The organism is Salinibacterium sp. SWN139 (genome assembly GCF_015864625.1).
Lineage (GTDB): Bacteria > Actinomycetota > Actinomycetes > Actinomycetales > Microbacteriaceae > Rhodoglobus.
The window spans coordinates 907,121-919,309 of the sequence record NZ_JADYWV010000002.1; the positions used below are offsets into that span (position 1 = coordinate 907,121).

12 protein-coding genes are annotated in these 12,189 nt (G+C 60.1%); 6 read left to right on the forward strand and 6 right to left on the reverse strand.

The window, feature by feature from the left end:
* Positions 1-36 precede the first annotated feature (36 nt).
* Entirely contained in the window at positions 37-837 is an 801-nt protein-coding gene (locus tag I6E74_RS09535) for an SDR family oxidoreductase (RefSeq protein WP_197125044.1), read from the reverse strand.
* Between the two features lie 541 nt (positions 838-1,378).
* On the opposite strand from I6E74_RS09535, the gene I6E74_RS09540 reads away from it, so the two are divergent.
* A complete protein-coding gene (locus I6E74_RS09540; RefSeq protein WP_197125046.1) occupies positions 1,379-2,713 on the forward strand; it encodes a PASTA domain-containing protein in 1,335 nt (444 codons plus the stop codon).
* Between the two features lie 17 nt (positions 2,714-2,730).
* Here I6E74_RS09540 and I6E74_RS09545 read toward each other — a convergent pair whose 3' ends face one another.
* A complete protein-coding gene (locus I6E74_RS09545; protein ID WP_307784444.1) occupies positions 2,731-4,179 on the reverse strand; it encodes a threonine/serine exporter family protein in 1,449 nt (482 codons plus the stop codon).
* Between the two features lie 124 nt (positions 4,180-4,303).
* Here I6E74_RS09545 and I6E74_RS09550 point away from each other — a divergent pair, with 124 nt between their 5' ends.
* Positions 4,304-5,263, forward strand: coding sequence for a DUF368 domain-containing protein (locus I6E74_RS09550; RefSeq protein ID WP_197125048.1), 960 nt, complete (start codon positions 4,304-4,306; stop codon positions 5,261-5,263).
* A gap of 37 nt (positions 5,264-5,300) precedes the next feature.
* Here the strand turns inward: I6E74_RS09550 and I6E74_RS09555 are convergent, their stop codons facing one another.
* Entirely contained in the window at positions 5,301-6,326 is a 1,026-nt protein-coding gene (locus tag I6E74_RS09555; RefSeq protein WP_197125050.1) for a GTP-binding protein, read from the reverse strand.
* Positions 6,327-6,395: 69 nt separating this feature from the next.
* Between I6E74_RS09555 and ykgO the strand changes: the two genes are divergently transcribed.
* Complete coding sequence (ykgO, locus tag I6E74_RS09560; RefSeq protein WP_197125052.1) at positions 6,396-6,518, forward strand: type B 50S ribosomal protein L36; 123 nt, start codon at positions 6,396-6,398, stop codon at positions 6,516-6,518.
* Between the two features lie 65 nt (positions 6,519-6,583).
* On the opposite strand, the gene I6E74_RS14735 is transcribed toward ykgO, so the two are convergent.
* Positions 6,584-7,246, reverse strand: a complete 663-nt coding sequence (locus I6E74_RS14735) for a GTP-binding protein (RefSeq protein WP_197125054.1) — start codon at positions 7,244-7,246, stop codon at positions 6,584-6,586.
* Positions 7,247-7,351: 105 nt separating this feature from the next.
* Here I6E74_RS14735 and I6E74_RS09570 point away from each other — a divergent pair, with 105 nt between their 5' ends.
* Complete coding sequence (locus tag I6E74_RS09570; protein WP_197125056.1) at positions 7,352-7,609, forward strand: hypothetical protein; 258 nt, start codon at positions 7,352-7,354, stop codon at positions 7,607-7,609.
* Between the two features lie 121 nt (positions 7,610-7,730).
* On the opposite strand, the gene I6E74_RS09575 is transcribed toward I6E74_RS09570, so the two are convergent.
* Complete coding sequence (locus I6E74_RS09575; protein WP_197125058.1) at positions 7,731-8,120, reverse strand: SHOCT domain-containing protein; 390 nt, start codon at positions 8,118-8,120, stop codon at positions 7,731-7,733.
* A complete protein-coding gene (locus I6E74_RS09580; RefSeq protein WP_197125060.1) occupies positions 8,120-8,563 on the reverse strand; it encodes a universal stress protein in 444 nt (147 codons plus the stop codon). Before I6E74_RS09580 ends, I6E74_RS09575 begins: the two co-directional genes overlap by 1 nt.
* A gap of 1,163 nt (positions 8,564-9,726) precedes the next feature.
* On the opposite strand from I6E74_RS09580, the gene I6E74_RS09585 reads away from it, so the two are divergent.
* Positions 9,727-11,448 (forward strand): GAF domain-containing protein, encoded by a 1,722-nt coding sequence (locus I6E74_RS09585; RefSeq protein ID WP_197125062.1) that lies wholly within the window; start codon positions 9,727-9,729, stop codon positions 11,446-11,448.
* A complete protein-coding gene (locus I6E74_RS09590; protein WP_197125064.1) occupies positions 11,445-12,089 on the forward strand; it encodes a response regulator transcription factor in 645 nt (214 codons plus the stop codon). Before I6E74_RS09585 ends, I6E74_RS09590 begins: the two co-directional genes overlap by 4 nt.
* The last annotated feature ends 100 nt before the right edge of the window (positions 12,090-12,189 follow it).

Below are 12,189 nucleotides of genomic sequence, written 5' to 3' on the forward strand. Positions count from 1 at the left end.
GGGCGCCACAATCGCGGCGCCCTCGGAAGAGAAGTGCTAGATGCTGTTGTGGTCCTTCACGGCAGCTTCCATGTCGGCCAGGCCGGGAGCCATCGCAGCGTCAACAGCGAGCGGGTCAGAAGCGTTGAGTTCCTGCATTCCGCGGCCATCGGGCGCTGAGGCGTTGATCTCGTGCTCGTCGGCGGCAAGACCGGTCATGACCTGCGCGACGACGTCAGAGACGGGGCGGCGCGTCCAGTCAGCATTCTGGCTGCTCATCATTTCGGTGTCCGTGGCGCCCGGGTAAACCGTGGCTACATGCACGCCGGTGCCGTGCAGTTCGCGACGCATCGCCTCACCGAACGCGGCCAGACCTGACTTGGTCGCAGCGTAGACGGAGTAGAACGGCATCGCGACGAGAGCGATCTCGCTCGAGATGTTGAGGAGCAGGCTTCCGCCCGCTGCACCGCTGGCGCGCAGTTGCGGCAGCAGCGCCTGCGTGAGCAGCACGGGCGCGGTGAGGTTGAGGTCGATCATCGCGGTGGCTTGCTCCGCGGTGGCGTCTTCGAGGCGACCAGCGCGCACGTTACCGGCGTTGTTCACGAGAAGGTCGACGGTCTCCCACGACTTCACGGCGTCGGCGACGTTCTGTGCACCATCCGCCTGACCCAAGTCTTGAACCAGAATTTCGGATGTTCCCCCTGCGTTCGTGACGAGGTCAGCGGTCTTCTGCAGCGTGGCTTCGGTGCGCCCGACGAGCAGCAGGTGTGCACCCTTCGCGGCAAATTCGAGGGCGATGGCCTGGCCGATTCCTTGGCCAGCTCCGGTGATGATTCCGCGGCGGTTACTGAGGTCCATTGTGGGGATCCTTCCTGATGTGGGGACGGGTCGCGGTGGCGATCCGGAAGCGAACTCGCGTTCTGTACCGAACGGTAACATACTGTTCTCAGAGTTCTTGTGTGTGCGTGTCAGGCCTGCAGCCCGCCTTTGAACGCCCGCCGGGTGACCCAATCACAACCGCAGGGGCTGGGGCGCGGTCACAAACCTCATATCGGGACGGAAAGCAGCGCCAATCAAGGTTCCAAACTTACTTGCTCGCATTAGAAGAGCAGGCGCCGGACGCAGCAGCTGCACCGTTCGCGACGCGGAGAAATTTCGTAGCGTCATCGAGCACGGGAACGAGAACCACTGCCATCGTGATTAGTGCAGATTGGCGCCGATTGAAATTTGAATCCCGTGAGGGCCTACCGAACTACTTCAAATCTCTGCGCGAACTATATCCGCTTATCCACATATGTGCCGATCACCTAGACCTTTTTCCGGCGCTACGTTCCTCAATTTCCAGACAACGCGATCCTTATGCCAACATAAGTACATATGACTTTGGGGGTCGGGGAAAATGGATGAGAGTATTTCGTCATCAAACGACGATGAGCAAGACGGCGTGGGGTCCGATACTCAATCAGACACTGCAGAAACATCCGGGGAGGCTGAGACCACAGAGTCCGTCGATCTCCCAGAGACACTAGTCCCAGCGTTGTCCACTTGGAAAAAGTTTCGCAACAGCCGCGCTTTTCTGATTACAGCGGTCAGCATTCCGGTGCTGATCGGAATCTCAATCTATCTCCCGTGGGAACTCCAAAGAATTGCGCTCCCCGACCTAGTCGGCCTCACCCTGGCTGAGGCTGAAACCGAACTGAAGTCGCTGGATATGGACGTTGAGATTGAAGTCATCGACGGCCCCAAAAGTCAGCTCGACAAATTCTGGGAGGTCGATCAGCAGACGCCTACAGCAGGGGCGCGCGTATCACCAGGCGCCGAGATTGCCCTGCAGGGTGGACTAGTCATGGTCAGTGTTCCTACATTGGACGCATTGAGCAATGTCGCCGACGCCGAGAAACTACTCGCAACTCGCGGCCTGAACGGCAAGGTCGAGTTCGGGTATATCGACGGCGCAACGGTCGACGGCAGCGAGGACATAGCAGTCGAGGATCTAAACCTCTTTTTGGAGGAATTTGGTATCCACGGGGAGGGAACGTTCGCAGGAACCGTATTCCCCGTGACGGTGGACTCGGAGTTCTTGTCCTCGGAAATGGCAAATGTCGTAATACCGTCGAACGCCGCCGGAACTAGGGTCAAAGCCGGCTCAACGGTCGCCCTTATTCTTGTGCCTCCTGTGACGATCGTTCCGAATGCGGTAGGCGGCTCCGTGGCAGACGCTCGGACCAAGTTCGCTGACGCCTACGTGATTGGAGACTTCGGCGAGAGCGAAGACTGGTTCACGATCAAGACGCAGACCCCCAAACCCGGGTCCCTCTTTATGATCGGTTCTCGAGCAGTCGAGACCACCGCAGCTCCCGATAAAGCAGCGTTCAAGGCGCTTAGCCAGTCCACGTGGTCACAGATAATCAAAGACCCTGATTCTTACAGCGGGACTAGAGCCGTTTTGTATGGCGAGGTAGTTCAGTTCGATGTGAACACTGGCTCGTGTGCTTTCCGCATGCAAACCGGTCCCGCGCAGACAGAGCGCTCTTACGAATACGACCAAAACACTTACGTAGTCGCGGGGGCCCAGAATTGTGATCTTTTGAAACCGATCGTTCAGGATGATCACTTGCGCATTCGCGCGACCATCAGTGGTGCGCGAACGTACTCGACATCTATCGGCGGTTCAGCAACCGCTCTAGAAATCGAAATCTGGTCATTCGATTCATTAGCTAAACAGAAATACTAATTTCTTCGAGTGACCCACTACCGCGGCGTGCGCGACCGCTTCAGCGCCAACATTGCCGCACGGTCGAAGCCGAAGGTGCGTCGCGCGACGAAGCCGCCGATGGTTGTTCCCGCCGCAAGCCCGAGGCCCGTGGCCAGAGCCATCACCATAGAAGGCAATGCTTCGGTGACGCCGAATTCGGAATCCATCAGGGCGTAGATGCCGCGGTAGAGGGCGAGACCGGGCAGCAGCGCGATGATGCCAACCATGTTGGTCGCGCCTTCGGGCACTTTCAGCCAGCGGTAGAGAAGGTAGCTGATGACGCCGGCGGCGGTTCCAGCGATGGCAGGCGCGAGTCCCGGCGAAGTCGCGAAAGGCAGCACGAACCAGTAGACGGCGAACACGAGGGCGGCGCCGATCGCCATGATGGGGAGCAAGCGCATCCGAACATACGAGGCGAGGGCGAAGCCGACGGCGATGATGGCCGAGCCGAGCATCCCGGAGATGACGCTGCGGTTGTCGCCGAGGGAGTCACCGATCGCGACAGGGATGCCGAGGCGCAGCGACACACTCAGCACGATCGAGATACCGACCGCGAGGCCGATGGTCATCATCATCACTTCGAGGCCTCGGGCGGTGGCGGTGACGTAGTAGCCACCGATCGCGTCGCTGGCGGCCGAGGTCAGGCCCACTCCGGAGAGCAGCATGATGATGCCCGAGATCACAATCACGGTGGGGCTGTTGGAGCCGGGTATGTCGATCCCGATCGACCGCAGCCAAAACATGAAGACGGCAATCACGGTAATAACGCCTGCCGCCGCAATCTGGGCGAAGAAGGCGGGAACCGACAGTCGCTCGAGCCGCTTAGTCAGAATGTCTGAGATAGCGGCGGATGCTGCCGCCACGAGCACAAGCACGAAGCTCACGTCGAACATCACGACGACCCCTGCCGCGAGCAGCGCCTTGCCGGCAGTCACCATCCAGCGCCGGTACGGGTGGGGCGTGGTCAGGATGGTACTGAGTTGTTCGCGCGCTTCATCCACGTCGCCGGGGCCGTCAGGGCTGGTGAGCTCGTCGATGAGCCAGTACACGTTTTGCAGGCGCGTGTAGTCAATAGTGCGCACCTTCACGATGCGCATGATCGACATGGGGTCTTCGTTCATCCCTCGGTGAATGGACACCGTAAGAGAGGTGAAGGTGATGTCGACGTGCATCCCGCTGACGCCATACGCGGTGCTGATGCGCAGCACGGTAGCGACAACGTCGGCAGCAGAGGCACCGGTCGCGAGCATCGCTTCGCCAGCACGCAGGCAGAGGTCAATGACCGAGCGCGCGTGACGCTGCGAAAGTTGCGGTTCGTGCCCGGGCATAGAGAGCAGCTGGGTCGGCGCATTATTGGTGCGCAGGGCTCCCCCGGCCATCGCGACGAGAGATCGCCCCAGTCGCTGTCGATATGCCCGCATGCGGGAGCCGTTGCCCTTACTCACCCCTCAAGGGTAGAGGCTGTTGGCTGGTGTTTTGCCCACGCTGCCGTCCCCAGTTGTGGCCGTTTACACTAGACCGACTGTCCTGCGCCGAGCCAGCGAATTTCGACCAGAAAAAGAGCACGCAATGACCCGAGTACACCCCGTCATCCGCACTGTCGGTGATGCATTGCGTGGCATGCTCATCGGCTTCGCTGAGATCGTTCCCGGCGTCAGCGGCGGCACCATCGCGCTACTCGTTGGCGTCTACGATTCCCTCATTGACGGAGCCGGGCACCTCGCTCGCGGTGTGGCGCTCACGGTTGCAGACGGCATCCGGGGTCGCGGCCTGTCACGTGCTTCCGCCCACTTTCGTTCGGTGCGCTGGAACGTCGTTCTCCCCATCGGTATCGGGATGCTGCTCGCCATCGTTCTGGGCGCCGCCCTCCTTGCGCCCCTCATTGAGCAGTTCCCCACCGGAACCCGCGCGGTCTCCGCCGGCCTGATTGCGGCGTCGCTCATCGTGCCGGCGCGCATGGTCGGAGGGCGTTGGACGTTCCGCGAAATCCTCATCGGCCTCCTCGCCGCCGGCGTTGCCGTCGCCCTCACGAGCTTGCCGCAGGCTCGAGATGCCGACCCTGCGCTAATCATCGTCTCTCTCGCAGCCGCGTTGGCGGTCTGCGCTCTCGTGCTGCCCGGAGTCTCCGGCTCCTACCTACTGCTGATCCTCGGCATGTACGCCCCCACCCTCGCCGCCGTCAATGACCGCAATCTCGGCTACCTCGGAGCCTTCGCCATTGGCGCCATCATCGGCCTCGGCCTCTTCGTCTCGGCCCTGCAATGGCTGCTCAAAAACCGCCGCCGCGTCACCCTCGTCATCATGACCGGCCTCATGCTCGGCTCGTTGCGCGCCCTCTGGCCCTGGCAAACCGAGGAAGGCGAGGTCTTGGCGCCAGGCGCCGACTTCGGAATCGTGCTGTTGCTCATCGCCCTTGGTGCTGTGGTCGTGCTGGGAATCTTGGCGGCAGAAGCTGCGCTCGTTAAGCGGCGGATGCTGTCACCCGACATCGCGGCCGATCCCGAGCCCGACGCGCAACTCCCCCGCTAGCAGCCCGGGTCTCGTGGCGCCACGAATGCCCGCGGCCTTAGTGATCTGAAACGCGCATCCACTCAGGAAACGGATCGACGAACGTCGCCCAGTTGACCGGGCCCGCCGCGAATTCTTCGTCGGTGAGCGCGGCTTCATCGAGCGCTGCGATGAGCGCGTCATGGTCCAAGTCGAGCCCGATAAAGGCCAACTCTTGACCACACGCAAGTAGCTCGTCATCGTCGGCTCCGATGGCATCGGTGGCGATCGGGTTGAGGGAGATTACCTTCCCTACGTGTTCCCGCTGCGCGACAATCTGAGTGCGGGTGGCGAGCCGACAAAACCCCGCCGAACGCACCACGCGACCGAACTCCCCCGGCTCGATTCGATCGTCGAGCAGCCGTTGAAGTCGTTGCGGATGCAGGGGGCGCACTTGTTCATAACGGAGTGCACTGACGCGCGAATCCGCCATGTAGGGCGCAAAGTCGCCGTTGAGCACGCTTACCCAGCCGGCCCTATCTTGACGAGCCGCATAGTCGTGGTTCGTTTCAACGCGCTCATTTCCCGTGCCGAAAAGGGTGAGTGCGGCCCGCGGGCTCAAGTGGTTGACGAGCGCCATCAGGGTTGCCAGCGGTGCAGTGGCGCATCGTTCCCAGTTCACAAGCACCACCGTTGAGGCGTATTCGATCTGCTCCACCATCAGTTGTGCCCGCGCGACAACTTCGAACACGTCACCGTCGGCGGGGCTGCCGAGCGGGAGGTGTTCGCCTCCGTCAAGGTCAGCGAGAACGCACGCCACATCGATGACACACACCAAGCTTATCAAGGATGCGTTTTCATGACCGTTGGCGAGTTCGCCGATCAGTTCTTTCACGATCACGTCGCGCGGCATCTCCACCACCACTTCTGGACCCGATGATGTCTCGGTCGCCAGCAATATCGCTTGCTCAATGGGTGTTCGTGAGCGTTCGATCCACGTTGCCGGCAAGCAGAAACGTTTGGTGTGGGCCGCGAGTTGGCGGGCATAGCGCGACCGCTCCACACTGCATTGGCCGACGACGGCGATGATTCCGGTGGGGTTCATGATGTGGTTGTGGCTCCGCTCTCTGCTGCTAACATCCTTAATGATAACCATTCTCATCAAGGAGGAAACGTGAAAGTTCGAGCTTCGATCAAATCGCTCAAGAATCAACCCGGCTCGCAAGTGGTCCGCCGCCGTGGCCGCGTGTTCGTCATCAACAAGCTGAACCCGCGCTTCAAGGGACGCCAGGGCTAGCTGCCGCGTTGAGCCTTAGCCTGTGGCCCCACTCGCGAGCCCTGGGCCACTGCCGCGGTGGGGATTCAGTCGCTGAGCTTTCGGTAGCGTCGCACCCGTCGCAGGCCTGCAGCATCGGTTCCGGCCTGCGATGCCGCAACGTGCTGCAGCGCGGTGTGCGCAGCGTCGGCGTCGAGGTCCATTCCGATCGCGACAAGCTCGCCGACCGACGGCGGCGTTGACAGTGGGGCCACATGAATCATGCGCCCGACGACGTTCACCACGTAGCCGCGTTCGGCTTTCAGCCCTCTGACTCGAACCCGACCTTTCAGTCGGTACGTTCCCGCTGGGGGCTCCTCGAGCAGATCCATCAGCGCACTCGGCGAGATCGGCCCAACCAACGCAACGCTCGCCGACGCGGCGTGCTCATGGTGCTCGTGATGCTCGTACCGCAGCAAGGCGGCAATCGGCAGCTCATCGGGAGCCTCTTCGCTCGATGCGTTGTCGAACACGAGTTCGGGGTCAATTCCGCCCTTCTCTGCGATCACGATCGGGGCTTCAGCGTTGCGGGCTCGCACTCGCTCCCGGATGCGCTCCACCGTCTGAGCCCGATCAGCGGGCGGCAGCAGGTCGGTCTTGCCAATCACCACCAGTGTGGCGGCAGCATAACGCTGTGGCGGATCGCGCCAGGTGTCGACGGTCGAAAAGTGTTCGACCGCGTCGACGTTGAGCGCCCCAAAGTCATTCACCACAACCCCGAGCCGAGCGATCGCGTTTGGGTAGCTGCTGGTCGTTAAAAGACAAAAGGATCAGGTTGATGCCCTCCACCGCCCCGTGGCAACTAGAAGTTAGTCGTGGCTGACCCAGCCTCCATCATCCAAGACAACGTCTTTCCCCTCCGCACGGATTCGCTCGGCGCGCCGCTCGATGAGGATAGTGCGTTGTCCGGAGACGACCGACTCCAAATCGAATCGGGAACGGTCAATTGGCTTACCCACGAACGCGAACCCCCGGGAGCTCCGGGAACTACGGGAACTACGGATGACACCATGCCGCTGAGATTCTGTGCTCATATTTTTCTCGAGACTCATTCGCAGCATCACGGGCAATAGCTAACGTGAGCCGCCCCGGATCAATACCTAAACCGATACTACTGATCGTGCGATTCGTGTCTCACCCCATCGAGGCACAACACGGCACAGAGTTCTGACCAGCTGTCGAAGACGCCGAATTCTATGCAAGCGCTCGGGCCTTGATTGCTTCGAACTCTTGCTGGCTAATTGTGCCTGAGTCGACCAGTGATTTCGCTGTTGCAATTTCCTCGGCCGGGCTTGCTTGGCGGGCGACACCACGGATGTAGTTCTCGACCGCAGCCTGAGCTTGCTGGGATTCACGATTCGCGCGCCGCTCCATTCCGGAGCCTCGCGCGATCAAATAGGCCAGCACCGTAAAGAATGGAAGGAACACAAGCAGCACGATCCAGAGAGCCTTCCACCAGCCGTTGAGCTCATGATCTCGGAACAGATCTGAAATGACTGCAAATAGCGCAAATAGATACGCGATGAAGGCGAAGATCCAGAAAAAGGACCAAACTACGCTCCAAGAATCCGACCAATCAAACATTATGATTTCCTTTCGTCGCCGTGCATGATGAGGACAGGGCAATGGGCGTGGCTCACGCACGCAGCACTCACAGAACCAAGCAGAAGTCCAGTAAAGCCTCCGAGACCGCGCCTGCCGAGAATCAGCATGGATGCACGCTTGCTCTCTTCGATGAGTGCGGGAGCGGGAGCGCCACAAATAGTGCTTGCAGTTAGATTCGGTGGGGGCGAGCCATCGAAAGCCTCCTCGATCGCGGCAGAGAGAGCCTGCTTCGCATCATCCTCTGGAGACCACCCCTCCAGAGGAAAGATGTTCGTCATCGGCAACACCTGCCAAGTCATGACGGCCCTCAGCGGAGCGTTAAGCGCTGTGGCTATCTTCGCGCCGGCACGCAGTGCCTCTACAGATGAGTGAGAGCCATCCACGCCCACCATAATTCGATTGAAATCTCTAGTGTCGGCCATGTACCAAGCTTTGCTCTGCTCGCGCCCGGCAAATAGGGCCTAAGGTCCCGTACTACTGGACAACCTGTTTTAAACGTTCTTCATAGTTGGGTATGACGCTATTTCAACTCTCATGGGACCTTTGGCCCTCGTTTCTCGCGGAACGATGCACGATAGTCGGTGAATGGCCAGTCCACGACACGAACGACTCTCTTTGATACTTGCTCAGTTCATGCAACCAGAGTTCTCCGACGTCGCTGCCGAGCTGAGGGCATTCGAGCAGGTTTGCCACAGGCTCCCGTTTCGCTTGGACCTCGTTTCGCCGACTCGACTCGAGTTCAGCTTCCTCGAGCCGATAGGAATAATCACCGTGTTGGCGTTGCCTTCCACTCGACCTTCTGCCTTTGTCCGCCATCTCACGTCCGCGCTAGTGCTGGGGAACTCCGTTTTACTTTCCCCCCTCACCCGTACCCAGCTAGCGATTACTCGTCGAATGCAACTCGCTCTCCCCGGACAAGTGCAGATCGCGGGCGAATACTCAGCGGATCCCAGATCCGTCGGTAGTGGCACGCTCGTGATTCTCGGACAAGAGCGGTGCAAATTCGAGGACAACGTCTGGCGCGCCGAATCGGACCACGACAGCTTTCGCCGCTGGCTATGCGGTCGTTATTCTCGACGCGTGATCGATACCACGACGGTGCGTGGATCCTATCGAGCCCCCGTGAAGCCAGTTCGCCCAAGGACACACAGTATTCGTGCACGGTCGCGTGAAGCGGTCTGAACTCCTTCCCCCCGCAGCGGGCATGCTCCCCAAGCTCGTCACTCACGAGTTGACCTCCGACCGCACCGAAGGGATCTACGAGGTGTTGGGCGATCTCCCAAAGGGCAGCGCCCTTAGAGCGCTGGTCCACTGAGTTCCTCAGCAGCGACCCATAACGACCCCACTTTGGCTAAGCAAGCGTTGCCGCCAAGTCGAGAGGTGCTGTGGGCTGGCACACGTTAATCGTTACCAGCCTCGATCCATCTATTCCTACGACGTGTCGTTCATCCAGTTTGATGACCTGCGTTTCTCCGGTGTGAGTCGAATGTCCAGACGCACTAGGGTCGAAGGTCCTTCTCCGGAAGCATTCTGTAGAGTTGCGTTAGCGTTAGTCGCGAACTATTAGCCCTTGGACGGTACCGTCATGACTGATAACCGCTTACAGTTTTCCAACGCCGCGCGGTTGGGGCTTGAGAATTCGATCACTGAAGTAGTTGAGAATACCCACCAAGTTTCGACCCAACAAGGCAGACTGCGCAGACTGCGCAGCCTGCTCGATGCGAGCCGCGACGTGCTCGAGGAGCTAGATCTGGAGCGCGTGCTGAAGCGCATTGTCGAGGCTGCTGTTGCGCTCGTCGATGCCGGCTATGGAGCGCTCGGCGTGATCCATCCCGATGGACACTTGGAGAGATTCATTCATGTCGGGATGTCCTCCGACGAAGTCCATGCGATCGGACATCTTCCTGAAGGCCACGGATTGCTCGGTGCGGTTATTGATAGCGGCGCCCCCATCCGTCTTGATGAAATTGCGGGAGATCCGCGGTCGAGCGGGTTTCCTGAGCACCACCCGCCTATGGACTCGTTCCTCGCTGTTCCTGTCAGAGTTCACGACTCCGTGTACGGTAACCTCTACCTCACGAACCGGCAAGATGGATCCTTCACTGAAGAGGACGAAGAGCTTATTAGTTCGCTTGCGGTTGCCGCAGGCATTGCCATCGAAAACGCCCGCAGGTATCAAGAGTCAAAGAGGCAGCAACGACTCAGTGATGCGCTGGCTGAGGTCACGTCAGCACTACTATCCCCTGGCACCGAAGACGTGCTGGGCGTTGTGGCGGAACACGTCATGTCCATCGTTCCTGCATCCCTCGTCGCGATTTTAACCCCTAGTCCGAGTCAGGGACGGGGACGGGGACGGGTACGGGTGGAAACGGCTCGCGGGAGCGGGGCCGGGCTCCTTGAGCACGCGGCCTTCTCTTCGGAGGAATCAATCGCTGCCCGCGCGATTGCAGCGGGAACCGTTATCGTCACTGAGGAGGGCAACGACCGTTCGCTGCTCGATGGCCGAGTTCAACTTGGACCTACAATTGCGGCCCCCCTATTCGTTTCGTCAAACCCAATTGGTGCACTGTGCGTGGTTCGAGTCCCCGGTGATCCCACATTCACTCCGGCTGAAGTGGCCTCGGTATCGGAATTTGCCGATCGGGCCGGGATCGCGATCGCGTTGGCGTGGGCGCGGCGTGACGAACAAAAGTTGCGCGTCATCGAAGACCGCAGTCGGATTGCGCGCGACCTTCACGACCGTGTTATCCAACGTCTTTTCGCCACTGGACTTGGCTTGCAGGCTCTGGCCGAAGAAGACCCACTGCATGCGGTGGCAATTGACGGGCACACCGCCGAGATCGATGTCGCGATCGCTGACATTCGTTCCGCGGTATTCACTCTCACTACCCGAGCAGCATCCGTGGGCCCGCTACTGCGCCATCGACTTCTCGATGTGATCGCAGAGCTGTCCCCCCTGTTGGCATCGTCGCCCCGCATGACTTTCAGTGGTGCCATCGACGCCGTCGCTACCGGCACACTCGCGGATGACATCGTCGCCGTGGTCACGGAATGTCTTGCTAACGTTGCCAGGCACGCGAACGCCAAAAATCTCGAGGTCGATATCACAGCCACCGACACGGACATCACGGTAACCGTTGAGGACGACGGCAAGGGCATCGGCCCAACGAATACTCGCTCCAGCGGCACCGCCAACCTCGCGAAACGTGCAGAAATGCGAGGTGGCGTCTTCACTCTCGAACCCGGTGCATCCCATGGTACGCGAGCACGCTGGTGCATCCCGCTCGACCCTGGGACCGACCAATGACACGCGTCTTTCTCGTCGATGACCACGAAATCGTGCGCCGCGGAATCGCTGACCTCATCAATCGCGAAGACGACCTAGAAGTTGTTGGTGAATCAGATACAGCCCGGCGAACCCTCGCGAGAGTAGCAGCCACGCTCCCCGACGTCGTTGTGCTTGATGTCCGACTGCCCGATGGAAGTGGGATTGACCTCTGTCGCGCCATCCACTCCACACACCCCGGAATTCGGAGCATTATCCTGACTGCTTACGATGACGACCGGGCCAGCGTCGCTGCGGTGCTTGCTGGCGCTTCCGGGTACGTGCTTAAAAACGTTCGGGGTCAGAATCTCGTCGACTCAATTCGCCGCGTTGCACGAGATGAGTCACTCATGTCCTCGACCGTGACCGCGGGGGTCCGATCTGCGTTGAATGAGATGGTCTCCGTCGATAGCACGGAGCCCCACCTCACGCTGCGTGAAAGTCAGGTACTCCAGCTCATAGGCGACGGATGCACTAACCGCGAGATCGGCGCGCAACTCGGTCTCGCCGAAAAAACTATCAAAAACTACGTTTCCGGGCTCTTCGCCAAACTCGGGGTTGAACACCGCACTCAGGCCGCCGTTTATGCAACGCTCCACCACAAAAGCCCACGAACCAACTAAAGCTATCCGCCGAACGGTGCTTGCTTTCGCCACGCGCGCCCGTAGCGTGCTGAGAGAACTCTCTGACTTCGGATCTACCGAAGTCAGAGAGTTCTCTCAG